This window comes from Citrobacter sp. Colony219, assembly GCF_019382635.1.
GTDB classification, from domain to species: Bacteria; Pseudomonadota; Gammaproteobacteria; order Enterobacterales; family Enterobacteriaceae; genus Citrobacter; species Citrobacter youngae.
Genome location: NZ_CP080033.1, coordinates 1,662,825 through 1,686,959, shown reverse-complemented (window position 1 = coordinate 1,686,959; position 24,135 = coordinate 1,662,825). Strand labels below are relative to the sequence as shown.

Sequence of the window (24,135 nt, the reverse complement as noted above, 5' to 3'; positions counted from 1 at the left end):
AGCAGGATTATGCAGTGTTACAACTCCTTTTAGCAGTTTTTATCGGTGGCGGTACAGGAAGCGTAGCAAGATGGATGTTAAGCATGCGGTTCAATCCGCTGCATCAGGCTATCCCATTCGGTACGCTGGCAGCAAATCTGATTGGCGCGTTTATTATTGGCATGGGGCTGGCGTGGTTTAACCGCATGACAAACATTGATCCAATGTGGAAAGTGCTCATTACCACCGGTTTCTGCGGAGGGCTGACGACGTTTTCAACCTTCTCGGCAGAAGTCGTGTTTTTGCTGCAAGAGGGACGCTTTGGTTGGGCAATGGTGAATGTGCTGGTTAACCTGTTGGGTTCATTTGCGATGACGGCTCTGGCATTCTGGCTGGTTTCTGCCTCTCCTGCACACTAGGCGAAAAAAAACCCGCAATTAAGCGGGTTTTGAATGCTTGCTGTCGTATGCTTACAGAGCGATTACGTTTGCAGCAGAAGGGCCTTTGGCACCGTTAGTGATTTCGAACTCTACGCGCTGACCTTCAGCCAGAGTTTTAAAACCATTGGTCTGGATTGCAGAGAAGTGTACGAACACGTCTTTGCTGCCATCTTCCGGAGTAATGAAACCGAATCCTTTGGACTCATTAAACCACTTAACGTTACCTTTAATCTTAGACATCAAAATTACCTTTACATGAAAAATAGACACAAATGCTGTGTCGGGTATCAGTACAACAATTGTGATGCACTTTGTCCAGTCGAACTTTGTCAAAAAGTGATAAATGTCGCGTTATTTTTCGGACAAACAATGTATCCATCTGTTTTTAAACAAGTTTATAATAATCCACCTGTCAAAACTGGAAACGCATCCAGGCAAAGTAGACATTTCCGTTGTTATACGTACCCGGAATGTAGGTCATCTGGAACGTTGCCGGCCCATAGCCTATCGATGCCAACGGCAGGATCAATGGCACGGGAATATAGTTCCAGTTATCGCGCGCGGTGAAACCAGCTGTATAGCCCAGCCCCAGCCGGAAATTATCATCGGCCAGCGGTCGCCAGGTTTTTTCCCAGCCATAGCCGCCAATCGGCTCCCATTTATTAAAGGAATCCTTGAAGGCCATAATATAGAGCCCGTGCCAATTACCTTTATCATCCCAACGGGACTGGCCAAATCCTGCCCCCCAGGGACGTTCGTTGTAGCGATCGGTTTTCTCTTTATCGTAGGCAAAACGCGCATGCCAGGTAATGGCCGGCACATACAGATCATAATGCTCAGGCTGCTGCCAGGTTTCACTGACATTATCTTTAAAAGTATCAAACCACCCTTTATCCTCAGCAAAACCCTGAGGAATAAAGGCTAACTGAATAAAAAGAAATGAAAAAATGAGAAAATAACGTTTAGCGACAATCACGACTTAATTACCATCCTGGGAGTTAGTATTAATTGTAGCAAACAAAACCTTAATGTTAGCTTAACAAAGATGCGCTAATAAAAAATCAGAATATTCTCCACATATAAATTTCAGATCGTTGTCATTATATTTATTGTGGTTTTTATATGTGACATGTTCTCTTATTTCTATTAACCGGCTTCTTTTACGCAAAAACACCAAATAAATTACAATTAATTAACATTAATGCATCATTACAAAACAAAATGACACATAAAACCAGAGTGTTTCACAGTTTTTGATTGCCGTACTCCCTTTTCATCCGCTATGTTGAAAAAACGCCTGCGCCATCGGTTGAATCCGTATTTTTATTGATTTTAATCAGCAAGAGGCAGGTGTTTATTAGGCACATTCTCACACCGCTTTATGCTTTTTTTAGTTTTTTTACTTTCTGGGCGTCAATATGACAGGGGAAACAATGTTGACATTTATAGAACTCCTTATTGGAGTCGTTGTTATTGTGGGTGTGGCTCGCTACATCATTAAAGGTTATTCCGCGACCGGCGTATTGTTTGTCGGGGGCCTGGTTTTATTGATTATCAGCGCCCTGATGGGACATAAAGTTCTGCCCGGCAGTGCCGAAAGTACCGGCTACACCGCGACAGATATTGTTGAATATATTAAAATTTTGCTGATGAGCCGCGGCGGCGACCTCGGCATGATGATTATGATGCTGTGTGGTTTTGCCGCCTACATGACGCATATCGGCGCGAACGATATGGTCGTTAAGCTGGCCTCCAGGCCCCTGCAATATATCAACTCGCCTTACATGCTAATGATTGCCGCCTATTTTGTTGCCTGCCTGATGTCACTGGCAGTCTCTTCGGCAACCGGGCTGGGCGTGCTGTTGATGGCGACACTCTTTCCGGTCATGGTTAACGTTGGGATCAGTCGTGGTGCTGCGGCGGCCATTTGCGCCTCCCCTGCCGCAATCATTCTTTCTCCAACTTCCGGGGATGTCGTGCTGGCTGCAAAAGCAGCGGAAATGCCACTGATCGACTTCGCGTTTAAAACCACGTTGCCGATTTCCATTGCTGCCATTATTGGTATGGCGATTGCTCATTACTTCTGGCAGCGCTATCTGGATAAAAAAGAGAACATCTCTCACGAAATGTTAGATGTGGCAGAAATCACCACTACGGCTCCCTCGTTTTACGCCATTCTGCCGTTTACCCCGATCGTCGGTGTACTGATTTTTGATGGTAAATGGGGCCCGCAACTGCACATTATCACGATTCTGGTGCTGTGCATGCTTATTGCCGCAGTGCTGGAGTTTATCCGCGGATTCAACACCCAGAAGGTTTTCTCAGGTCTGGAAGTCGCCTACCGCGGAATGGCAGATGCCTTTGCTAACGTCGTCATGTTGTTAGTTGCAGCCGGTGTATTTGCTCAGGGTCTGAGCACCATTGGCTTTATTCAGAGTCTGATCTCTATCGCCACCTCATTTGGTTCTGCGAGCATTATTCTGATGCTGGTCCTGGTGATTCTGACCATGCTGGCCGCAATGACCACGGGCTCCGGTAACGCGCCTTTCTACGCCTTCGTTGAGATGATCCCAAAACTGGCGCACTCTTCCGGTATCAACCCTGCCTACCTTTCGATCCCAATGCTGCAGGCGTCAAACCTCGGACGCACAATCTCCCCGGTATCCGGTGTGGTTGTGGCTGTCGCGGGGATGGCGAAGATTTCACCGTTTGAAGTCGTAAAACGAACTTCTGTTCCGGTAATGGTCGGACTGCTGATTGTGATTATCGCCACTGAAGTGATGGTACCGGCAACGTCTGCCCTGATTGGCGGTTAACGATACCTGTTAATACCTGACCTTAATACACAAAATCATTTATGCTGCATCGCGGCGGCAAGTGAAGACATCCCCAGGAGCATAGATAACTATGTGACTGGGGTTTCTGCACGCAGCCAACAAAGAGGCAGCTTAAAGGATGACGTGTATTAGCCGCCGTGGTAAATACGCTGCGGTCTACCTACCTTCCCGTGAATAATCTCTGCAATGATCAAATGGCGGCTGGCACAGTACTCCAGGTAGCGTCTGGATGTTGTACGGCTGATGGTTAGCGCCTGGGCGATCGTTTCCGCAGTATGATGTACCGTCGGATCAGCAAATAACTTCAGTACAGCATTCAGCGTTAGCGCGTCGATCCCCGTCGGCAAATCCCCTTTCGGCTCACCGCGCGCATAGGCATTAAACATTTCATCAATCTGTTTTTGGCTGGCACTGTCATTACCGGCCAGCATTCTTCTGCGTTGCTGATAGCGGGTAAGCGTCTGCCCCAGTCGCTCGTAGGCTATAGGTTTAACCAGATAATCAAACGCCCCGCTGCGTACGGCTTCTGAGACCGTATCCATATCACTGGCTGCCGTGGTAAACACCACGCCGCCAGGGTAACGTGCCTGAGTCAGCTCGTGTAACAGAGTTATGCCCTTGCCATCCGGCAAGTAATTATCAAGAAGAATCAAACCGGGCTTAAAACGCTCAATCATCATTCTTGCCTGCGCAAGATTACCCGCCAGCCATATCTGGCTAAAACCGGGTATATGGCGGATATATTCAGCATGCATTTCCGCCAGTAGCGTTTCATCCTCAACGATCAACAGCGTTAATGGTTCCGTCATTGTTTTTTTTCACTTTCGGAAGAAATAAAGAAAATAAGGTGCCGCAGGGGGCGTTATCTTCGAGCGTAATAACCCCATTACAGCGCCTCACATAACTTGCAATCAGATACAAACCGATGCCATGTTCGCCTGGTTCATCAGTACGAGTGCTCACACCCTGTTCAAATATTTTTTCGCGCAATGCTTCCGGTACGCCACAACCTTGATCGGCGACTTCGATGATCACCTCATCGCCCTCATCGCTCAGATAGAGTTCAACGACCTTGTTACCCTGCTGGGTACGCAAACTGGCTTCAAAAGCATTATCAAGCAGATTGCCAACAATTGCTGCAAACTCTGTGCTATCCAACCCCTCAGGAAGTTTATGCAGTTGACTGCCAGGCACAATGGTCATTGTGAGACCCAGTTCCCGCGCACGCTGTACCTTGCCAAACAGCAGGCCTGCAACCTGACGATCGGCGAAAGCGCCGCGCAGACTATCAATGAGTTGCTGCTGCGCCTGGGATTCTCCCTGCACCATGGCCAGAACCTTGTCATATTCTTTCATTTGCAGCAGGCCATTGATGGTCGACATCCAGTTCAGGTGCTCATGGCGCAGCGTTCTCAGGCTCTCTACATACTGTTTGATCTGCGTTAATTGCGCATTAAGGGTAGCAATTTCATCTTTACTACGAAAACTGATGATTGCCCCGAGCAGTTCATCGCCTGAGCGGATAGCCTCGCGGTTGGCAATAACACTCAACCCATTAAAGTTAACCATCGCATCCTGGCGCTTTTCCGCAATCTGCTGGGTAAAAAAGTCTGCTGGCTGAACGACGTCCGCAATCGGCTTACCCAACCACTTACGTCCAGGCGACGAGAGCCCCAGCATTTTTCTCGCACTGCGGTTTATCGCCGTAATGCACCCGTCAGGATCAACAGCAATTAAGCCTTCGTAGACTGAGCTAAACAGCGCCTCCTGCTGACGTACCACCCGCGCGATTTGTTTAGGCTCCATACCCAACATCTGACGCCGAATATGGGCGGCAAAAAACCAGGAAAGTAACATAAGTACCAGCAACAACAGAATGAACACCCCAGCCATCGGAAGTAAGAAATCCGAGCGCCAGCTGTCTATTTTACTGATCAGGTAGCCAATTGAGACAACACCGATGATTTTACCATCATCATCAAAGATAGGGGTTTTGGCGCGCATCGCCATCCCGATAGACCCTTTACCGGTAATAAAGTAGCTTTCCCCTTTCTCCAGCGCGCCGGGTTTGGTGAACTGCATGGGGTAGCCAATTTTATCCGGATTAGGGTGATAAAGACGGATCGAGTGGGTATCGCCAATAACCACATAGTCAAAGTCAGTCCCGCTCTGCAACTTATCCGCTATCGTTGCCAGACGCTCGTAATCACGGTGCTTTACGGCAGCAATAATGCTGTCGTTGGAAGCGATAATTTTCGCCTGATTCATTGCCATATCGCGGACATGCGTTGTCAGATAATCTTCAAAGCTGGCGGTAAAGTATTGTGCTAACGCCGCGATGATAAAAACAGAAACGACCAGAATGAGTAGAAAAATACGCAACGGAAACGCCAGGCTGCGAAAAAAAGGAAACCGTGTTTTATTTTTCTTTTTTGACATGTTTTTTCCTCACCGACGTTAACCGAAACTTATTTTTCGTTGTATATGTAATAAAAATGTTTTATTTACAAGTCGCGGCCTAAAATAGGATCGTTACAGATTCCCCACCTTAAATCAATTAAACAAATAAAAACCACACGCTATTTTCGGGTTAAATTAATTAAAAAACTTAAAACCATAAAACACATTAAAACCATCTAACTTATTGTGAAATAAATCAAAATTTGCCGCCAAAATACTCCTTACGATGTATGCAACAGGGAAAAAAAGAAATACTCCGTAATAAAAAAACATTCCCTTCAATTGCAAACAAAACGTTATCAAGTTGCTAAACAGAGCAACAAAAACAGAAACCCAGTAACAAATATACCATCGGGGCTCTATTTACTATGTTCGGTAATAATATATTCACGCAAGTTAAACGCTCAGAAAATAAAAAGATGGCGGTTATCGCTCAATTTCTGAAAGAGAACGATTTGAGCGTTGATACCACCGTCGAAGTATTTATCACCGTCACCCGTAACGACCGTCTGATCGCTTGTGGCGGTATCGCCGGCAATATCATTAAATGCGTCGCGATCTGTGAATCCGTACGCGGTGAAGGCTTAGCGCTGACGCTGGCGACTGAGTTAATCAACCTTGCCTACGAGCGGCATTGCACCCATCTCTTCATCTATACCAAAACCGAGTATGAGTCACTGTTTAAGCAGTGCGGCTTTTCGACGCTGACCAGCGTGCCCGGCATTATGGTACTGATGGAAAACAGCACCACGCGTCTGAAACGTTACGCTGAATCTCTGGCAAAACAGCGTCGTGAAGGGAAAAAAATTGGCTGTATCGTCATGAATGCCAACCCCTTCACCAACGGGCACCGTTTTCTGATCCAACAAGCCGCTGCACAGTGCGACTGGCTGCATCTGTTTTTGGTGAAAGAAGATACTTCGCGTTTCCCGTATGAAGACCGACTGGACCTGGTCCTCAAAGGGACAAAAGATATTCCACGTTTAACCGTACACCGCGGTTCGGAATACATCATCTCTCGCGCCACGTTCCCGTGCTACTTCATTAAAGAGCAGAGCGTTATTAACCACTGCTACACCGAAATAGACCTGAAAATTTTCCGTCAGTACCTGGCCCCGGCACTCGGCGTTACGCACCGTTTCGTCGGTACTGAGCCATATTGCACCGTCACCTCCCAGTACAACAACGATATGCGCTACTGGCTGGAGACCCCAACACTTCCCGCCCCGCCGATTGAACTGGTGGAAATTGAGCGGCTGTGTTTCCAGGAGATGCCGATTTCCGCCTCCTGGGTGCGCAAGCTGCTGGTTAAAAAAGATCTCACGGCTATCGCATCCCTGGTACCCGAAGCCACGCTGCACTACTTGCAAAGCATGGTTGAGCGAACCTCATCGGCTGCGGCAGTCCGCCAAAATACCCCCGCATTAGCAACAGGTGAAAAATGAAAATAAACCAGGCAGCCGTCGCAGGCACTCTCGAGTCCGGTGATGTGATGATCCGCATCGCCCCGCTCGATACGCAGGATATTGACCTGCAGGTTAACAGTAGCGTCGAAAAGCAGTTCGGTGATGCCATCAGGGCCACCATTCTGGACGTTCTGTCCCGCTATAACGTCCGCGGCGTGCAATTAAATGTTGATGATAAAGGCGCACTGGACTGCATTTTACGTGCGCGACTGGAAGCATTACTGGCCCGCGCCAGCGGCATTCCGGCACTGCCATGGGAGGATTGCCAATGATTTCCGATTCTTTACAACAACGTAAATCCCGCACACGCCGCAGCATGTTGTTCGTACCAGGCGCTAACGCCGCGATGGTCAGCAACTCATTCATCTACCCGGCAGATGCGCTGATGTTCGACCTGGAAGACTCCGTCGCACTGCGTGAGAAAGACACCGCGCGCCGCATGGTCTATCACGCGCTGCAGCATCCGCTGTATCACGACGTTGAAACTATCGTGCGCGTAAACGCCCTCGACTCCGAATGGGGCATCAACGACCTTGAAGCCGTGGTACGCGGTGGTGCTGACATCGTACGTTTACCCAAAACGGATACCGCCCAGGATGTCATCGACATCGAAAGCGAAATCCTGCGCATCGAGAAAGCCTGTGGTCGTGAACCCGGCAGCACCGGTCTGTTGGCCGCTATCGAATCACCATTAGGTATTACCCGCGCGGTAGAAATTGCCCATGCTTCCGAGCGTCTGATCGGTATTGCGCTCGGCGCAGAAGACTACGTGCGTAACCTGCGCACTGAACGCTCCCCGGAAGGTACTGAACTGCTGTTTGCCCGCTGCTCAATTCTGCAGGCTGCGCGTTCTGCTGGCATTCAGGCGTTCGATACCGTCTATTCCGATGCCAATAACGAAGCGGGTTTCCTGCACGAAGCCGCACACATCAAGCAACTGGGTTTCGATGGTAAGTCGCTCATCAACCCGCGTCAGATTGAACTCCTGCACAACCTGTATGCCCCGACGCGCAAAGAGCTGGCTCACGCACGTCTGGTGGTAGAAGCCGCTGAAGCCGCCGCCCGTGAAGGCCGTGGCGTAGTTTCCCTCAACGGCAAGATGGTCGACAGCCCGGTTATCGAGCGCGCCCTTCTGGTTATCTCCCGTGCAGAACTTTCCGGCATTCGCGAAGAATAAGGCAAAAAAATGACGCAGAAAATCGAACAGTCTCAACGCCAGGATCGCGTGGCGACCTGGAGCCGTCATGCAGAAAGCGAGCTTTCCGCTTATCAGAGCACCGCAAAAGTTGAATTACAGGCGCAAAAACCGCGCAACAAAAAACTGTGCGCTAACCTGGAAGAGGCCATTCGCCGTTCAGGCTTACAGGATGGCATGACCATCTCCTTCCACCACGCTTTCCGTGGTGGCGATCTGACGATCAACCTGGTGATGGATACCATCGCTGCAATGGGCTTTAAAAACCTGACGCTGGCTTCCAGCTCCCTGAGCGACTGCCATGCGCCGCTGGTTGAACACATTCGTCAGGGTGTCGTCAGCCGTATTTATACTTCTGGTCTGCGTGGCCCGCTGGCAGAAGAGATCTCTCGCGGTCTGCTGGCTGAACCTGTTCAGGTCCACTCTCACGGTGGTCGTGTACATCTGGTACAAAGCGGCGAGCTCAACATTGATGTCGCCTTCCTCGGCGTGCCGTCCTGTGACCCGTTTGGTAACGCCAACGGTTATACCGGTAAAGCGTGCTGCGGCTCACTGGGCTATGCCCGCGTAGACGCCGAAAACGCAAAACAGGTTGTCCTGCTGACCGAACAGCTGCTGACCTACCCGCATAATCCAGCCAGCATTACCCAGGATCAGGTGGATCTGATCGTGCAGATCGATCAGGTCGGTGATGCGGACAAAATTGGTGCTGATGCCACTCGCATGACCACCAACCCGCGCGAATTGCTGATCGCCCGCAGCGCAGCAGAGGTTATTGCTAACTCCGGCTACTTCAATGAAGGCTTCTCACTGCAGACAGGCACCGGCGGCGCGTCTCTGGCCGTTACCCGTTTCCTGGAAGACAAAATGCGCAGCCGCGACATCCGTGCTGACTTTGCGCTGGGCGGTATCACTGCCACCATCGTTGACCTGCATGAGAAAGGTTTAATCCGCAAACTGCTGGATGTACAGAGCTTCGACCGTAATGCGGCTGAGTCCCTGGCCCGCAATCCAAATCACATTGAAATCAGTGCTAACCAGTATGCCAACTGGGGCTCAAAAGGCGCCTCTGTCGATCGTCTGGACGTCGTGGTGCTGAGCGCACTTGAAGTGGATACCCACTTCAACGTTAACGTACTGACCGGTTCTGACGGCGTACTGCGCGGCGCATCCGGTGGTCACTGTGATACAGCTGTTGCCGCAGCGCTTTCCATCATCGTCGCACCGCTGGTTCGCGGGCGCATCCCGACGCTGGTTGATAACGTCCTGACCTGCGTAACCCCGGGTTCCAGCGTTGATATCCTGGTCACTGACCACGGTATCGCCGTCAACCCTGCGCGCCCTGAGCTGGCAGAACGTCTGCAAGAAGCGGGTATGAAAGTCGTGTCCATTGAATGGTTACGCGAACGTGCACAGCAGCTTACCGGTCAGCCACGCGCAATCGAATTTACTGACCGCGTAATTGCCGTTGTGCGTTATCGCGATGGCTCAGTGATTGACGTTGTGCATCAGGTGAAGGAATAAGCCATGCACCTGCTCCCTGAACACGCCACCTGCCACGCGGTTTCCATTCCCGAGCTGCTCGCCAGCCGTGATGAGAGACAAGCGAGGCAACATGCCTGGCTCACGCGTCAACACGCGCCATTGGTCTCTTTTACCGTGGTAGCGCCAGGTCCGATCAAAGACAGCGAATTAACCCGTCGCATCTTTAATCACGGCGTCATCGCCCTGCTTGCGCTGGCGAAACAATCATCCTGGATTGTCAGGGAGCAAACTGCGCTGGTCTCCGCCAGCGGTCCGGAAGGTCTGTTGTCCATCCAGGCACCAGCCCACGACCTCAAGCTTGCCACTATCGAGCTTGAGCATTCACATCCGCTGGGACGGTTATGGGACATCGATGTCCTGACCCCTGAAGGAGAAATCCTGTCCCGCCGTCATTTCGCGCTTCCTGCCCGCCGCTGTCTGTTGTGCGAGCAAAGCGCTGCCGAATGTGCGCGGGGTAAAACCCACGCGCTTTCCGACTTACTCATTCAAATGGAGGCACTGCTGCATGATGCCGATTCCCGCAACATCGACGAATAACGCAGTCCTTCCACTGGATCTGCCCGACGCCTACGCAACGCTTGCCTGGCGCGCCATGCTGACTGAAGTCAACTTATCGCCCAAGCCGGGTCTGGTGGATCGCATTAATAATGGCGCGCATAAAGATATGGCGCTGGAAGATTTTCATCGCAGCGCAGAGGCTATCCAGGCCTGGCTGCCACGTTTTATCGAATACGGCGCATTCAGCGCGCAGTTGTCACCTGAAGAAGTACTGAAAGGACTGCGTCCGCTGGGTATGGCCTGCGAAGCTGATATGTTTCGCGCCACCGCTGGGGTAAATACCCACAAAGGCAGCATCTTTTCTCTGGGACTGCTGTGTGCCGCCATTGGCCGCCTGCACCAGCTCCAACTGACTGTTACCGCTGAAACCATTTGCTCTACGGCAGCAACATTTTGCCGGGGCCTGACCGAGCGCGAACTGCGCCAGAACAATCAACAACTCACGGCTGGCCAACGTCTTTATCAGCAACTGGGATTAACCGGCGCACGGGGCGAAGCCGAAGCGGGATACCCGCTCGTCATCCAGCATGCCCTGCCGCACTACCGCGCACTGCTGACTCAGGGCCGCGACCCTGAACTGGCGTTACTCGACACTTTATTGCTGCTGATGTCTATCAACGGCGACACCAACGTGGCTTCACGTGGCGGCGCAGAAGGTCTGCGCTGGCTACAGCAGCAGGCCACCGCCCTGATACAGCAAGGGGGGATTCGTACCCCTGCCGATCTCGAATACCTACACCAGTTCGACCAACAGTGCATTGAACGCAACCTCAGTCCCGGAGGCTGCGCCGATCTGCTGATCGTCACCTGGTTCTTAGCTCAGATTTCACAAGTTCATCATTATCACAATTAAAGATCCTTTCCGGAGAATCACACATGTCTTTAGCAAAAGATAAAATATGGAAGTTACTGGCCCCATTGGTCGTAATGGGCGTCATGTTTCTTATCCCCGTCCCTGATGGAATGCCTCCACAGGCCTGGCACTACTTTGCCGTGTTTGTGGCGATGATCGTCGGTATGATCCTGGAGCCAATTCCGGCAACAGCGATCAGCTTTATCGCCGTAACGATCTGCGTTATCGGCAGCAACTATCTGCTGTTTGATGCTTCAGAACTGGCCGACCCGGCATTTAAAGCGGGTAAGCAAGCGCTGAAATGGGGTCTGGCGGGCTTCTCCAGCACCACCGTGTGGTTGGTGTTTGGTGCGTTTATTTTCGCGCTGGGTTATGAGGTCACCGGTCTGGGTCGTCGTATCGCGCTGTTCCTGGTGAAATTCATGGGGAAACGTACCCTGACGCTGGGCTATGCGATTGTTATCATCGACATTCTGCTGGCGCCGTTTACACCGTCCAACACCGCGCGTACCGGTGGTACTGTATTCCCGGTTATCAAAAACCTGCCGCCGCTGTTTAAATCCTTCCCTAACGATCCTTCCGCGCGCCGTATCGGCGGATATCTGATGTGGATGATGGTTATCAGTACCAGCCTGAGCTCCTCTATGTTCGTTACTGGCGCTGCGCCAAACGTACTGGGTCTGGAATTCGTTAACAAAATCGCCGGAATTCAAATCAGCTGGTTGCAGTGGTTCCTCAGCTTCCTGCCGGTCGGTATTATTTTGCTGATCGTTGCTCCGTGGCTGTCCTATGTTCTGTACAAGCCGGAAGTCACCCACAGTGCTGAAGTTGCCGCATGGGCCGGTGATGAACTGAAAACCATGGGTAAACTGACCCGTAAAGAGATAACGCTGATCGGTCTGGTTCTGCTCAGCCTGGGTCTGTGGGTTTTCGGTGGCAAGCTGATTGACGCTACCGCAGTGGGTCTGCTGGCGGTCTCCCTGATGCTGGCGCTGCACGTGGTACCGTGGAAAGATATTACCCGCTATAACAGCGCATGGAACACCCTGGTCAACCTTGCCACTCTGGTAGTAATGGCCAACGGTTTAACCCGTTCCGGTTTTATCGACTGGTTCGCCAACACCATGAGTACGCATCTGGAAGGTTTCTCGCCTAACGCGACAGTAATCGTGCTGGTGCTGGTGTTCTACTTTGCTCACTACCTGTTTGCCAGCCTTTCTGCGCACACCGCCACCATGCTGCCGGTTATTCTGGCTGTAGGTAAAGGTATCCCGGGCGTGCCGATGGAACACCTGTGTATCCTGCTGGTGTTGTCCATCGGTATCATGGGCTGTCTGACTCCATATGCAACAGGCCCTGGCGTTATCATCTACGGCTGTGGTTATGTGAAGTCTAAAGACTACTGGCGTCTGGGTGCTATCTTCGGCGTTATCTACATCTCTATGCTTCTGCTGGTCGGCTGGCCGATTCTGGCAATGTGGAGCTAATCATTTCGGTTCACGCCTGATGAAAATGATGCCAGTCAGCTAAACCTGACTGGCATTTTTTATGATTAAATAGATGATATTCATAATTTATATAAGTATTCGAAATCATCATGACATCAACATGGCGTTATTCTTCATTACTGGCAGCGCTTCTGCTGCCAGTTTCTGCGGCTCAGGCCGATGAACTCCAGGCAAAACAGTACGCTGACTTTGACAGCTACGTGCTGGCCCTCTCCTGGCAAACCGGATTTTGTCAGAGCCAACACGAGCGTAATCGTCAGGAGCCTGACGAATGTCGTTTACAAAAAGAGAGCGCAGACAAAGCGGATTTCCTGACCGTTCACGGTTTATGGCCCAGCCTGCCTAAATCCATTGCCGCCCGAGGAGTAGACAACCGCCGCTGGATGCGTTTTGGCTGCGCGACTCGCCCTATTCCCAACCTGCCTGAAGCACGTGCCAGCCGTAAATGCGCGGCCCCCGAAACCGGGCTGTCGCTGGAAAGCGCAGCAAAACTCAGCGCTGTAATGCCCGGCGCTGGAGGGAGATCCTGTCTGGAACGTTACGAGTATGCCAAACATGGCGCGTGTTTCGGTTTTGATCCCGACGCGTACTTTAGCACGATGGTACGGCTGAATAATGAGGTTAAGAACAGCGAGGTGGGCAAATTCCTGGCGGAAAACTACGGCAAAACCGTCAGCCGTAACGCATTTGACGCTGCAGTTGCCAAAAGCTGGGGCAAAGAGAACGTCAAAGCTGTGAAGCTAAGCTGCCACGGCAATCCAGCGTATCTCACTGAGATCCAGTTCTCCCTGAAAGCCGACAACATCAACCAGACGTTATCTGCACAGTCATTCTTACCGCAACCACATCCAGGTAGCTGTGGTAAACAGTTTATTATCGACAAAGTGGGATATTGAAACTTGCGACCGACGCTGCAAGCTGGCGTCGGTCCGTAAGCTTAGCGTTTTGCTCGGGCGTCCGGGCGAACTAAATCAAAACGGTGTGTTTCACTGATCGAATAATACGCCGTTGGCCCACCAGCACGCAGTACCGGCTTCGCTTTCGCCGTCTGATAGATGCCGTCTTCCAGCAGCGTTTCATCGATGTGGATGCCCACCACTTCCCCCAATACCAGCCAGGTATCAACCGGTGAGCCATCTGCGGCCGTCAGTTGCAGGCTCTGTGATAAACGACACTCAAAATTGACGGGACTTTGTGCCACGCGCGGCACGTTGACTATCCGGCTATCTGCCTTGCTAAGCCCTGCGGCAAAGAACTCATCCTCGCCGTGCGGCAGACTGGCCGACGTTTCGTTCATCGCACTGGCCAACTCAAGGGTGGTCAGGTTCCAGACAAACTCACCTGTTTCGATAATATTCTGCACACTGTCTTTCCAGCCGCTGCTGGCAAAACCGATAATCGGTGGATGATAGTTAAAGCAGTTAAAGAAACTGTACGGCGCCAGATTATGCCGACCGTTACTGTCACTCGACGTAATCCATCCAATAGGGCGTGGCCCAATAATGGCATTGAGCGGGTCATGTGGCAGGCCGTGTCCCTGTGACGGTTGATAGAAATACATAGTTTTCCCTGGTGAAGTTAACCTCTGCTAAGCATAAATTGTGCTTCGCTCATCCCCCTGACGGAAGAGGATCAGCGTAGAACAATCCACGAACGATTACGACTGAATAAAGTTGAGCAGGTCACCGTTGATCTGTTGTTTATGGGTGGTGCAAATACCATGCGAGCCGCCGACATATATCTTCAACTGCGAATCAGGCAGTATTTCCGCCGCGACCTTTCCGCAGGTTTCAAACGGGACAATCTGATCGTCGTCACCGTGGATCACCAGCGTCGGGATGGTCATTTTTTTGAGATCCTCACGCAGATCTGTTTCCGAAAACGCGTGGATACAGTCGTACAACGCTTTGATGGAGCCTTGTAAACCCTGTTCAACAAAACTTTCCCTGACGGCTTTCGACTCTTTTGCGCCAGGACGGTTGTAGCCATAGAATGCAGCGGTCAATTCATAGAAAAAGGCGGCGCGATCGTTCACAACCCCTTCACGAATGCCATCGAATACCTCTTTCGGCACGCCATTTGGATTAAAGTCGGTCTTGATCATAATGGGCGTCACCGCGCCAATTAACACCGCTTTTGCGACCCTCTGCGTCCCATGGCGGCCAATATAACGAGCAACTTCGCCACCGCCGGTAGAGTGCCCGACATGCACAGCATCTTTGAGATTGAGATACGCGGTAAGTTCGGCCAAATCGTCAGCATACTGATCCATATTGTGGCCATCCCAGGGCTGGGCCGAACGCCCGTGCCCTCGTCTGTCATGGGCTATCACACGAAATCCTTTCGACCCGAGAAACAGCATCTGATCTTCAAATGCATCTGCGGTTAGCGGCCAACCATGGCTGAACACAATGGGCTGGCCGCTTCCCCAGTCTTTGAAATGCAAATAGCTGCCATCTTTTAAGGTAAGTTTGTCGTACTGGCTCATGAGATCTCCTGTCGAGGAACACTGAGTTGTCGTGACGCGCCCGCAGCGAGCGCTTAAAAAGCATAATGCAAATTTGAGAACGATCACGTTTTTCGGCTAAAATCACACCATACGCGTAATGCTTGTCAGTTACGAACTAAAGGTAATGAACCTGTTGCCTCTGGTGTATTGTTCCGTTCACCTTATGTTTTTCACTTCTCTGAAACCATACTGCCTGTGAACGTGTTAAGGGTACTATCGCTGTACCCTTAACAATCCCGGCTCCCGGCGGAAAATCGATGAGGCGTTGACGGCTGACCGGGTCTGTCCGCAGGGATGCGGACAGAGGGGACGGCCTGCATGGACGTAGGCTCGGCCCCGACCCGACAGGCAGACGGCATAAGACGAATACATCGCGTAGCGACGATTTTCCCGCCGGGAGCCTGGGTTGCAAGGGAGGCGGCGGCGAGCCTCCCTTGCCCGTTCACGGGGGCTGTGCCGCAGAAAAGTGATGCCGCTGAAGTGAACGGAACCCTGAGCCGGAATCACATGTTCCCTATAATGCTTAACTGGCTGACATTACACCATACGCGACAATATTGATGATTTGCCTGAATGTGAACTAAATCACTTCAAACATGGGGTAAGTCTCAGTATCATCATAAAAGCTAAACCCTTGCCGCCTGACGGTGAGGGTTTTCTTTTGGGATTATTTACCTGCGCATCCGCAGTATCGACGACATGGAGTAATAAATGTCCAGACCAACTATTATCATTAACGACCTCGATGCGGAACGCATTGACCGCCTGTTGGAGCAACCTGCGTTTGCTGGTTTACCGATAGCGGACGCATTAAACGCTGAACTGGATCGCGCCCAAATGTGTTCCCCGGAAACCATGCCGCACGACGTGGTGACCATGAACAGCCGCGTGAAATTCCGCAATCTGAGCGATGGCGAAGTGCGTGTACGTACCCTGGTATATCCGGCCAATATGACTGACAGCAGTACACAGCTTTCGGTAATGGCGCCAGTCGGTGCAGCGCTTCTGGGCCTGCGCGTTGGCGATACGATCCATTGGGAATTACCGGGCGGTACATCGACCCACCTCGAAGTCATCGAGCTTGAGTACCAGCCTGAAGCTGCAGGCGACTACCTGCGCTAACTCTGTCTTATCAAAGCGACTCGCTTTATCTTACAGGGGATGCATCCGCATCCTCTTTCCGCTTAGATCTCCCTGCTCCTCACTTCCTTTCCTGTTCGCAAAACATAAATCTGTGTCGTGACTGACAGAATCATTTTTAATACTATGCTGTTATGTGTTCATGTAATGACAAGGAGAATGTTTATGTACAACACAATCATAATGCCTGTTGATGTATTCGAAATGGAACTGAGCGACAAGGCTGTTCGCCATGCAGAATTTCTGGCACAAGATAAAGGGGTGATCCATCTGCTGCATGTGCTCCCGGGTTCTGCCAGTCTGAGTCTGCACCGTTTTGCCGCTGACGTTCGTCGTTTTGAAGAGCATCTGCAACACGAAGCGGAAACCCGTCTGCAAACGATGGTCGGTCACTTCAGTATCGATCCTTCCCGCATTAAGCAGCACGTTCGCTTTGGTAGCGTGCGTGATGTGGTAAACGAATTGGGTGAAGAGTTGAATGCAGATGTGGTGGTCATCGGATCGCGTAACCCATCGATCAGCACCCATCTGCTCGGATCTAACGCCTCCAGCGTTGTCCGCCACGCTACCTTACCGGTGCTGGTCGTTCGCTAATAAAAAAAGAGGCTACCTTCCGGTAGCCTCTTTCTCCTACAAACCGATGATATCCCATTTGTAGGCCCGATATGCTTGTGCTATCGGGCATTTCGCTTCTTTTGCAGGTGAGTCTTACTTTCTTATACGGTTGTGGTGCGAATCAGATAATCAAACGAGCTCAATGATGCTTTGGCACCTTCGCCAGTCGCAATGATAATCTGCTTATACGGTACGGTGGTGCAGTCTCCGGCCGCGAAAACGCCCTTCACGCTGGTCTCGCACTTGGCATCAATGATGATTTCACCCATGCGGTTACGCTCAACGGCGCCTTCCAGCCAGTTGGTATTTGGCAACAGACCAATCTGTACAAAGATACCCGCCAGTTCCACATTGTGGATATCACCGCTGACGCGGTCACGATACTCCAGACCGGTGACTTTACTGCCGTCGCCTTTCACTTCTGTGGTTTGCGCATTCAGAATAATGTCGACGTTTTTCAGACTGCGGACTTTATTCTGCAGAACCTGATCGGCTTTCATTTCCGGGGCAAATTCCAGCAACGTCACGTGCTCGACGATACCCGCCAGATCGATAGCCGCTTCAACACCCGAGTTACCGCCACCTATCACCGCGACACGCTTGCCTTTAAACAGCGGGCCATCACAGTGCGGACAGTAGGTTACGCCCTTGGTGCGATACTGATCTTCACCCGGAACATTCATGTTGCGCCATTTTGCACCGGTAGCAATGATGATGCTGCGTGCTTTCAACACCGCGCCGGAAGCCGTTTCAATCTGATGCAAACCACCTTCCTGAGCTGCCGGAACCAGTTTGCTCGCACTCTGGCTATCAATAACATCAACATCGTAATCATCAACATGTGCTTTCAGTGCGCCAGCCAGTTTCTGGCCTTCGGTTTTCGGTACAGAGATGTAGTTTTCGATATCAACGGTATCAAGAACCTGACCGCCAAAGCGTTCGCCCATCAGACCGGTGCGAATACCTTTACGTGCAGAGTACACCGCAGCCGCTGCCCCGGCAGGACCCGAACCGACGATCAGCACATCGTAAGCATCACGCTTATTCAACTCTTCCGCTGCGCGCTTTTCTGCACCGGTATCCACTTTCGCTACGATTTCAGTCAGCGTCATACGACCCTGGCCGAACTCTTTGCCGTTCATATAGACCGCCGGTACGCCCATGACGTTACGATCGGTAATTTCGTTCTGGAATGTACCGCCATCAATCGCCGTATGCTTGATGCGTGGGTTAAGTACAGACATCAGGTTGAGCGCTTGCACCACATCCGGGCAGTTATGGCAGGACAGTGAATAATAGGTTTCAAACTCAAAGTCCCCGTCGAGGTCGCGGATCTGCTCCAGCAGTGACTGTGCCTCTTTTGACGGATGACCACCGGTCCACAACAGCGCCAGAACCAGAGAGGTAAACTCATGCCCCAGCGGAGAACCGGCAAAGCGCGGCCCCTGGTGAGAACCAGGATTGGTAATCAGGAACGATGGCTTACGTACCGCCAGAGTATTGTCTTCTTTAAAGGTGACTTTTTCTGACAGTTCAGCAATTTCAGTCAGCAGTTCCTTGATTTCTGCCGATTTAGCGCTGTCATCCAGCGTAGCAATCAGCTCAACAGGTTTGGTCAGTTTCTCAAGATAAGCCTTGAGCTGGGTTTTCATATTTGTGTCGAGCATTATTCTTCCCTCTCTGAAAACATCATCATGCAAGCCGAATTCGCGGGGCCGCATCAATGCAACTTGCGTCATGGTGCTGGAATGAAATGGGCGCGTCTGCGCCCATTGATTGCCGGGTGGCACTTCGTTTACCCGGCCTACGGTTTCGTAGGCCTATGCAAGCGCAGCGCCGCAAGGCAAAACAGACTTAGATCTTGCCGACCAGATCTAAAGATGGCGCTAAGGTCGCTTCGCCTTCTTTCCATTTAGCCGGGCAAACTTCACCTGGGTGGGAAGCGACATACTGTGCAGCTTTAATTTTGCGCAGCAGGTCAGACGCATCACGGCCGATACCTTCAGCGGTAACTTCGATTGCCTGGATGATACCCTGCGGGTCAACAACAAATGTTGCACGGTCAGCCAGACCTTCATCTTCACGCATGTTGTCGAAGTTACGGGTCAGGGCGCCAGTCGGGTCGCCGATCATCGCATATTTGATTTTCGCGATGGTTTCAGAGCTGCTGTGCCATGCTTTGTGAGTAAAATGAGTGTCAGTAGAAACAGAGTAAACGTCCACACCCAGTTTCTGCAGTTCTTCGTAATGGTCAGCAACGTCGCCCAGCTCGGTCGGACATACGAACGTAAAATCAGCCGGGTAGAAGAAGAAGACACTCCAACGACCTTCGGTATCTTTCTCGGTTACTTCGATGAACTCACCGTTTTTGAACGCCTGGTTTTTGAAAGGTTTAATTTTGGTATTAATCAAAGACATCTGTACTTCCTCCGTGTTTTCGTTGAGGGATAAGTTAACGAAAATCATTGATAAGGGCTAATGCGTTTCCTTTATCAAATCAATAAGCGTTAACTAACAACCGACTCAACCGCATGGTGTAAACCCTATTCTAAAAGTAAAAAAGGCTCCCTTTGCAGGGAGCCTCATTACCCGAGTTACCCGCAAGTAACTTCAGTGCCAGCAGAACTGGCTATGTGTTGCGCTCTACATTACCTTAACCAAGGTCGTAACAGCGATTGGGATTACATCACCCAACTACCGAAAGGGCAATCGACAGACTGTCGATCTTACCTATGGCTGCGATAGGTTTTGCAACTTAACTCCCTTTCCTTCTAATTTTATAAGGAAAATCAATGTTTAAACGTACATTACTCTTAGCTCTGCTCCCTGCAGTCGTCCACGCTGAAGAGCTTCCTGCCCCCGTGAAAGCGATTGAGAAACAGGGCATTACGATTCTGAAGTCGTTCGACGCCCCGGGAGGCATGAAAGGTTATCTGGGCAAATATCAGGACATGGGGGTCACTATCTATGTGACGCCTGATGGAAAACAGGCGATCTCCGGCTATATGTATAACGAGAAAGGTGAAAACCTGAGTAATGCGCTGATAGAAAAAGAGATCTATGCCCCTGCCGGGCGCGAGATGTGGCAACGCATGGAAAAAGCGTCGTGGATTCTGGATGGCAAAAAAGACGCGCCAGTTATTGTGTATGTGTTTGCCGATCCCTTCTGTCCCTATTGTAAACAGTTCTGGCAGCAGGCGCGCCCGTGGGTGGACGCCGGTAAAGTCCAACTGCGCACGTTGCTGGTTGGCGTAATAAAACCCGAAAGCCCGGCAACCGCTGCGGCCATTCTGGCAAGCAAGGACCCCGCTAAAACCTGGCACGACTATGAAGCCTCCGGCGGCAAAATGACGCTGGCACTGCCAGCAAACCCGCCTGCCGAGCAAATGAAGACGCTGAATATCAACCAAAAACTAATGGACGATTTAGGCGCCAATGTCACGCCCGCCATTTATTACATGAGCAAAGATAATACCCTGCAACAGGCAGTAGGTTTGCCCGATAAAGAGAAGCTGGATATTATCATGGGAGCCAAATAAATATACGCAACGAATGATTGATATTATTTTCATATCAATCATTCTTCTTTTCTATATCAATTAACCCGTTAGCACTTTTTACCGAAAAAATAACCCTGCCTGTGCTATTTTAAGTAGTAGTAAACTATTCATTAAGTTTTACATGTATATGAAACGATGATGCATTAAAACTCATACATAACAAAATGAAATATTTCACAACTAAACTAAAACAGGAATTAGCGTATGGCTAACCTTTACGACCTCAAAAAATTCGATCTGAACCTGCTGGTTATTTTCGAGTGTATCTATCAGAATCTGAGCATAAGCAAAGCCGCCGAAACGCTGTTTATTACCCCCTCAGCCGTTAGCCAGTCGCTACAAAGGCTTCGCACTCAATTCAATGATCCTTTGTTTATTCGGGCAGGGAAAGGCATTACGCCTACCGTAACGGCGGTCAATCTACACCATCACCTTGAGAACAATCTCAACAGTCTGGAAGAAACAATAAATATCATGCACAGCTCCAGTCTGAAGAAAAAATTCGTCATTTACAGTCCGCAAATTATCAGCAATGCCTACATAAGTGAGTTAATTAAATCTATCAGGGAAGACAAATATGTTGAAATTGAACATCGTGATATTCTGATAACATCGGAAACCGCTGAAGACTTACTCGCCTACCGTAAAGCGGATGTTGTCATCACGACATCACCGATCGTTAACCGCTCAATTATATGCACCCCATTCAGGACAATTGAGACCGTATTGGTCTGTGGCAAAAACCACCCCAGAATAAATGAAAAAACAACGTTAAATGAAATACTGGAAGAACAGTTTTCGTGGTTTCTCTCTGACGATGCTGGTGTAAAAGAGTACCAGTCGGAAACAAATGCTTTTCTCGCCAATCGTAAAACTGGGTTCTCTAGTGATTCACTGATGTCAATTATCAACATTATATCCATTACAGATATCATTGGTTTCATTCCTAAATCAACCTTCGAATTATATTCATCATTATTCAATTTAAAGAAAATCAAAACAGATATTAAGCCACCATCAATGAATCTATTTTTAATGTACAACCGGGCCTCACTTAACAACAAAAACTTTGAGAATTCCATAACAAAAATAAACAAAAAAACCGAAAAAAACGACATATCAAAGAACCATACATACACTAAATAAAAAAATATTTTAAATACATTAAGTGAATATATTTAAAGGTTGCACGCTTCATAAATTGGCATATCTTATTCAAAGTATACATTAGAGATGTTACTCTTTTATTCTTTCAGTATGGACTTGCTATGTCTGTTTACAAAATCCCTCTGAGTCAGAGCGTGCTGGAAGCCGCTCAGGAACGCATTACCTGGACTTTGGAAACACTGCCTCGCGTGTGCGTTTCACTGTCTGGAGGGAAAGACTCCGGGCTCATGATGCATCTCACCGCCACTCTTGCACGCCAGTTACATAAAAAAATAAGCGTATTGTTTATTGACTGGGAAGCCCAGTTCTCTTGTACTATCGACTATGTTGAAGCGCTACGAGAACACTATTCTGACGTTATAGAACGTTTTTATTGGGTAGCAATACCGCTCACCACCCAAAATTCTCTCTCACAATTTCAACCGGAATGGCAGTGTTGGGAACCCAATACACAATGGGTGCGGCAACCACCAGCAGATGCGATTACCGATCCCTGTTTCTTTCATTTCTACCAACCCGGCATGACCTTTGAACAATTCGTTCGTGAGTTCGCTGACTGGTTTTCAGAAAAACGTCCTGCGGCAATGATGGTGGGCATCCGTGCCGACGAGTCATATAACCGTTTTGTCGCCATTGCCCATTCACGTAAGCAACGTTTTGCCGATGACAAACCGTGGACTACCGCCGCACCGGGAGGACACACCTGGTATATCTATCCGGTGTATGACTGGAAAACAGCCGATATATGGACATGGTTTGCGAAAACAAAAATGCCATGCAACCCCCTGTATAACCTGATGTACCAGGCTGGCGTGCCAACACGATATATGCGCATTTGCGAACCCTTTGGCCCGGAACAACGCCAGGGACTGTGGCTGTATCATGTTATTGAGCCACAGCGATGGGCAGCCATGTGCACCCGGGTTAGCGGCGTTAAAAGCGGCGGAATATACGCCGGCCATGACAACCATTTTTACGGCCACCGGAAAATATTAAAACCTGAGCATTTAAGCTGGCAAGCGTACGCCATGCTGCTATTAGACAGCATGCCGCAACAGACCGCAGAGCACTACCGCAACAAAATCGCCGTCTATTTACAGTGGTACAAGAAAAAAGGGATCGATAATATTCCTCAAACCCAGGAAAACGATATTGGTTCTAAAGATATCCCTTCATGGAGACGGATCTGCAAAGTACTGCTGAATAATGACTACTGGTGTCGGGCACTCTCATTCAGTCCCACAAAAATGAAAAACTATCAGCGTTATAACGAACGTATGAAAACCAAACGCCAGGAATGGGGGATCTTATGCAACGACGACTAACTCAGGAACTCACCGGTTTTCTTTCTGGCCTTTCAGAAGAAGAACGAATTGAAGCAATCAATGAATTCAGGATGGCAATCCATAGCGTCAGCCCTTTCCGTGAAGAACCGGTAGACTGCGTTCTGTGGATCAAAAACAGCGCTATTTCGCCAAATGATTACAACCCAAATAACGTTGCGCCGCCGGAGAAAAAGCTACTGCTGAAATCCATTGAAGCCGATGGCTTCACACAACCGATCGTCGTGGTTCAATCAACCCCGGAAGAATATGAAATCGTCGACGGATTCCATCGACATGAAATCGGCAAAAACAAATCATCACTAAAATCACGCCTGAAAGGTTATCTGCCCGTTGCCTGTCTGCAACGCGGGCGTCATGAGCGCATGGCGGCAACAATCCGCCACAATCGTGCCCGTGGGCGGCATCAAATCCATGCTATGTCGGAAATCGTTCGTGAATTATCACAATTAGGCTGGAGCGAAGAGAAAATCGGTAAAGAACTGGGAATGGATAGCGACGAAGTCTTACGTTTGAAGCAAATCAACGGTCTGCAAGAGTTATTTGCCGACCGTCGATTCTCCAAAGCCTGGACGGTGAAGTAGCGAAATCGCGTCACTACAGCGTAACCAGGCGTTCTGCCGCTGCCAGCAGCGTCGATTCTTGCTTAGCAAAACACAGGCGAATCAGCTTATGTGGGAAAGGATCGGCGCAGAAAACGGACAGCGGTATCGCCGCCACGCCGACCTCTTTAGTCAGCCATTGGCAAAACGCCACATCGTTGAGATCAGAAACAGCACTGTAATCAATCAGCAAAAAGTACGTCCCTTCGCAGGGTAGTATTTCCAGCCGACTGTCACACAGCGCATTCACCAGCACATCACGTTTTTTCTGATAAAAGGCTGGCAACTCACGATAGTGTGCAGGATCTTCTCGTAGCATATCCGCCAGTGCCAACTGAGCCGGCGTGTTGACGGAAAA

General features: G+C 50.0%; 25 protein-coding genes. 16 read left to right on the top strand and 9 right to left on the bottom strand.

All coding sequences use genetic code 11. The features are described 5' to 3' along the window. Window positions 1-14 precede the first annotated feature (14 nt). On the top strand, window positions 15-398 hold the full coding sequence (crcB, locus tag JTI85_RS07260) for a fluoride efflux transporter CrcB (RefSeq protein ID WP_043015566.1): 384 nt from the start codon (window positions 15-17) through the stop codon (window positions 396-398). Window positions 399-449: 51 nt separating this feature from the next. On the opposite strand, the gene cspE is transcribed toward crcB, so the two are convergent. Beyond that, window positions 450-659, bottom strand: a complete 210-nt coding sequence (gene cspE / locus JTI85_RS07255) for a transcription antiterminator/RNA stability regulator CspE (protein WP_000034825.1) — start codon at window positions 657-659, stop codon at window positions 450-452. Window positions 660-831: 172 nt separating this feature from the next. Next, the gene (pagP, locus tag JTI85_RS07250) at window positions 832-1,395 is read right to left on the bottom strand and encodes a lipid IV(A) palmitoyltransferase PagP (protein ID WP_048212304.1); all 564 of its coding nucleotides are present in this window, start codon (window positions 1,393-1,395) and stop codon (window positions 832-834) included. A gap of 457 nt (window positions 1,396-1,852) precedes the next feature. Between pagP and dcuC the strand changes: the two genes are divergently transcribed. Then, window positions 1,853-3,235, top strand: coding sequence for an anaerobic C4-dicarboxylate transporter DcuC (gene dcuC / locus JTI85_RS07245; RefSeq protein ID WP_048212305.1), 1,383 nt, complete (start codon window positions 1,853-1,855; stop codon window positions 3,233-3,235). Window positions 3,236-3,384: 149 nt separating this feature from the next. On the opposite strand, the gene dpiA is transcribed toward dcuC, so the two are convergent. Beyond that, window positions 3,385-4,065: a two-component response regulator DpiA gene (gene dpiA / locus JTI85_RS07240; RefSeq protein WP_005120841.1), complete on the bottom strand. Its 681-nt coding sequence runs from the start codon at window positions 4,063-4,065 to the stop codon at window positions 3,385-3,387. Then, complete coding sequence (gene dpiB, locus JTI85_RS07235; RefSeq protein WP_219352352.1) at window positions 4,034-5,695, bottom strand: sensor histidine kinase DpiB; 1,662 nt, start codon at window positions 5,693-5,695, stop codon at window positions 4,034-4,036. The genes dpiA and dpiB overlap by 32 nt, the downstream gene beginning before the upstream one ends. Before the next feature lie 389 nt (window positions 5,696-6,084). On the opposite strand from dpiB, the gene citC reads away from it, so the two are divergent. The 8 genes from citC (at window position 6,085) to rna (ending at window position 13,737) form a co-directional block, all read left to right on the top strand. Then, entirely contained in the window at window positions 6,085-7,161 is a 1,077-nt protein-coding gene (gene citC, locus JTI85_RS07230) for a [citrate (pro-3S)-lyase] ligase (protein ID WP_048212308.1), read from the top strand. Next, window positions 7,158-7,454 (top strand): citrate lyase acyl carrier protein, encoded by a 297-nt coding sequence (citD, locus tag JTI85_RS07225; RefSeq protein WP_005120843.1) that lies wholly within the window; start codon window positions 7,158-7,160, stop codon window positions 7,452-7,454. The genes citC and citD overlap by 4 nt, the downstream gene beginning before the upstream one ends. Continuing rightward, window positions 7,451-8,359, top strand: a complete 909-nt coding sequence (locus JTI85_RS07220) for an aldolase/citrate lyase family protein (protein ID WP_048212309.1) — start codon at window positions 7,451-7,453, stop codon at window positions 8,357-8,359. Before citD ends, JTI85_RS07220 begins: the two co-directional genes overlap by 4 nt. Window positions 8,360-8,368: 9 nt before the next feature. Further along, the gene (gene citF, locus JTI85_RS07215) at window positions 8,369-9,901 is read left to right on the top strand and encodes a citrate lyase subunit alpha (RefSeq protein ID WP_048212310.1); all 1,533 of its coding nucleotides are present in this window, start codon (window positions 8,369-8,371) and stop codon (window positions 9,899-9,901) included. 3 nt (window positions 9,902-9,904) lie between these two features. Continuing rightward, window positions 9,905-10,459: a citrate lyase holo-[acyl-carrier protein] synthase gene (citX, locus tag JTI85_RS07210; protein WP_219352351.1), complete on the top strand. Its 555-nt coding sequence runs from the start codon at window positions 9,905-9,907 to the stop codon at window positions 10,457-10,459. After that, window positions 10,428-11,333: a triphosphoribosyl-dephospho-CoA synthase CitG gene (gene citG / locus JTI85_RS07205; protein WP_048212312.1), complete on the top strand. Its 906-nt coding sequence runs from the start codon at window positions 10,428-10,430 to the stop codon at window positions 11,331-11,333. The genes citX and citG overlap by 32 nt, the downstream gene beginning before the upstream one ends. Before the next feature lie 23 nt (window positions 11,334-11,356). Next, entirely contained in the window at window positions 11,357-12,820 is a 1,464-nt protein-coding gene (gene citT / locus JTI85_RS07200; protein ID WP_048212313.1) for a citrate/succinate antiporter CitT, read from the top strand. 110 nt (window positions 12,821-12,930) lie between these two features. Further along, window positions 12,931-13,737, top strand: coding sequence for a ribonuclease I (gene rna / locus JTI85_RS07195; RefSeq protein WP_137345363.1), 807 nt, complete (start codon window positions 12,931-12,933; stop codon window positions 13,735-13,737). A 41-nt stretch (window positions 13,738-13,778) separates the two neighbouring features. On the opposite strand, the gene JTI85_RS07190 is transcribed toward rna, so the two are convergent. Both JTI85_RS07190 and JTI85_RS07185 read right to left on the bottom strand, forming a co-directional pair. Continuing rightward, window positions 13,779-14,402, bottom strand: a complete 624-nt coding sequence (locus JTI85_RS07190; RefSeq protein ID WP_219352349.1) for a flavin reductase family protein — start codon at window positions 14,400-14,402, stop codon at window positions 13,779-13,781. Window positions 14,403-14,498: 96 nt separating this feature from the next. Then, window positions 14,499-15,329: an alpha/beta fold hydrolase gene (locus JTI85_RS07185; protein ID WP_048212316.1), complete on the bottom strand. Its 831-nt coding sequence runs from the start codon at window positions 15,327-15,329 to the stop codon at window positions 14,499-14,501. A gap of 732 nt (window positions 15,330-16,061) precedes the next feature. Between JTI85_RS07185 and rnk the strand changes: the two genes are divergently transcribed. After that, entirely contained in the window at window positions 16,062-16,472 is a 411-nt protein-coding gene (gene rnk, locus JTI85_RS07180) for a nucleoside diphosphate kinase regulator (protein ID WP_005120853.1), read from the top strand. Between the two features lie 183 nt (window positions 16,473-16,655). Continuing rightward, window positions 16,656-17,084, top strand: coding sequence for a universal stress protein UspG (uspG, locus tag JTI85_RS07175; protein WP_005120854.1), 429 nt, complete (start codon window positions 16,656-16,658; stop codon window positions 17,082-17,084). A 122-nt stretch (window positions 17,085-17,206) separates the two neighbouring features. Here the strand turns inward: uspG and ahpF are convergent, their stop codons facing one another. Together ahpF and ahpC are read right to left on the bottom strand one after the other, a co-directional pair. After that, window positions 17,207-18,772: an alkyl hydroperoxide reductase subunit F gene (gene ahpF, locus JTI85_RS07170; RefSeq protein ID WP_048212318.1), complete on the bottom strand. Its 1,566-nt coding sequence runs from the start codon at window positions 18,770-18,772 to the stop codon at window positions 17,207-17,209. A gap of 187 nt (window positions 18,773-18,959) precedes the next feature. After that, window positions 18,960-19,523 (bottom strand): alkyl hydroperoxide reductase subunit C, encoded by a 564-nt coding sequence (ahpC, locus tag JTI85_RS07165; protein ID WP_002894394.1) that lies wholly within the window; start codon window positions 19,521-19,523, stop codon window positions 18,960-18,962. Window positions 19,524-19,897: 374 nt separating this feature from the next. Between ahpC and dsbG the strand changes: the two genes are divergently transcribed. The 4 genes from dsbG to JTI85_RS07145 all read left to right on the top strand — a co-directional run bounded on the left by dsbG (window position 19,898) and on the right by JTI85_RS07145 (window position 23,759). Next, window positions 19,898-20,644, top strand: coding sequence for a thiol:disulfide interchange protein DsbG (dsbG, locus tag JTI85_RS07160; protein ID WP_048212319.1), 747 nt, complete (start codon window positions 19,898-19,900; stop codon window positions 20,642-20,644). Window positions 20,645-20,869: 225 nt separating this feature from the next. Continuing rightward, window positions 20,870-21,811: a LysR family transcriptional regulator gene (locus JTI85_RS07155; RefSeq protein ID WP_115600783.1), complete on the top strand. Its 942-nt coding sequence runs from the start codon at window positions 20,870-20,872 to the stop codon at window positions 21,809-21,811. Window positions 21,812-21,933: 122 nt separating this feature from the next. Further along, a complete protein-coding gene (locus JTI85_RS07150; RefSeq protein WP_199982250.1) occupies window positions 21,934-23,157 on the top strand; it encodes a phosphoadenosine phosphosulfate reductase in 1,224 nt (407 codons plus the stop codon). Continuing rightward, window positions 23,142-23,759 (top strand): ParB/RepB/Spo0J family partition protein, encoded by a 618-nt coding sequence (locus JTI85_RS07145; protein WP_048212322.1) that lies wholly within the window; start codon window positions 23,142-23,144, stop codon window positions 23,757-23,759. Before JTI85_RS07150 ends, JTI85_RS07145 begins: the two co-directional genes overlap by 16 nt. Before the next feature lie 13 nt (window positions 23,760-23,772). On the opposite strand, the gene JTI85_RS07140 is transcribed toward JTI85_RS07145, so the two are convergent. Next, on the bottom strand, window positions 23,773-24,135 hold a 363-nt coding region (locus JTI85_RS07140; protein ID WP_219352347.1), incomplete at its 5' end, for an aminotransferase class I/II-fold pyridoxal phosphate-dependent enzyme.

Coding starts and splice junctions, on each gene's coding strand:
- cspE (WP_000034825.1), bottom strand. CDS start 659: ATGTCTAAGATTAAAGGTAACGTTAAGTGGTTTAATGAGTCCAAAGGA.
- dcuC (WP_048212305.1), top strand. CDS start 1,853: ATGTTGACATTTATAGAACTCCTTATTGGAGTCGTTGTTATTGTGGGT.
- dpiA (WP_005120841.1), bottom strand. CDS start 4,065: ATGACGGAACCATTAACGCTGTTGATCGTTGAGGATGAAACGCTACTG.
- dpiB (WP_219352352.1), bottom strand. CDS start 5,695: ATGTCAAAAAAGAAAAATAAAACACGGTTTCCTTTTTTTCGCAGCCTG.
- citC (WP_048212308.1), top strand. CDS start 6,085: ATGTTCGGTAATAATATATTCACGCAAGTTAAACGCTCAGAAAATAAA.
- citD (WP_005120843.1), top strand. CDS start 7,158: ATGAAAATAAACCAGGCAGCCGTCGCAGGCACTCTCGAGTCCGGTGAT.
- JTI85_RS07220 (WP_048212309.1), top strand. CDS start 7,451: ATGATTTCCGATTCTTTACAACAACGTAAATCCCGCACACGCCGCAGC.
- citF (WP_048212310.1), top strand. CDS start 8,369: ATGACGCAGAAAATCGAACAGTCTCAACGCCAGGATCGCGTGGCGACC.
- citX (WP_219352351.1), top strand. CDS start 9,905: ATGCACCTGCTCCCTGAACACGCCACCTGCCACGCGGTTTCCATTCCC.
- citG (WP_048212312.1), top strand. CDS start 10,428: ATGATGCCGATTCCCGCAACATCGACGAATAACGCAGTCCTTCCACTG.
- citT (WP_048212313.1), top strand. CDS start 11,357: ATGTCTTTAGCAAAAGATAAAATATGGAAGTTACTGGCCCCATTGGTC.
- rna (WP_137345363.1), top strand. CDS start 12,931: ATGACATCAACATGGCGTTATTCTTCATTACTGGCAGCGCTTCTGCTG.
- JTI85_RS07190 (WP_219352349.1), bottom strand. CDS start 14,402: ATGTATTTCTATCAACCGTCACAGGGACACGGCCTGCCACATGACCCG.
- JTI85_RS07185 (WP_048212316.1), bottom strand. CDS start 15,329: ATGAGCCAGTACGACAAACTTACCTTAAAAGATGGCAGCTATTTGCAT.
- rnk (WP_005120853.1), top strand. CDS start 16,062: ATGTCCAGACCAACTATTATCATTAACGACCTCGATGCGGAACGCATT.
- uspG (WP_005120854.1), top strand. CDS start 16,656: ATGTACAACACAATCATAATGCCTGTTGATGTATTCGAAATGGAACTG.
- ahpF (WP_048212318.1), bottom strand. CDS start 18,772: ATGCTCGACACAAATATGAAAACCCAGCTCAAGGCTTATCTTGAGAAA.
- ahpC (WP_002894394.1), bottom strand. CDS start 19,523: ATGTCTTTGATTAATACCAAAATTAAACCTTTCAAAAACCAGGCGTTC.
- dsbG (WP_048212319.1), top strand. CDS start 19,898: ATGTTTAAACGTACATTACTCTTAGCTCTGCTCCCTGCAGTCGTCCAC.
- JTI85_RS07155 (WP_115600783.1), top strand. CDS start 20,870: ATGGCTAACCTTTACGACCTCAAAAAATTCGATCTGAACCTGCTGGTT.
- JTI85_RS07150 (WP_199982250.1), top strand. CDS start 21,934: ATGTCTGTTTACAAAATCCCTCTGAGTCAGAGCGTGCTGGAAGCCGCT.
- JTI85_RS07145 (WP_048212322.1), top strand. CDS start 23,142: ATGCAACGACGACTAACTCAGGAACTCACCGGTTTTCTTTCTGGCCTT.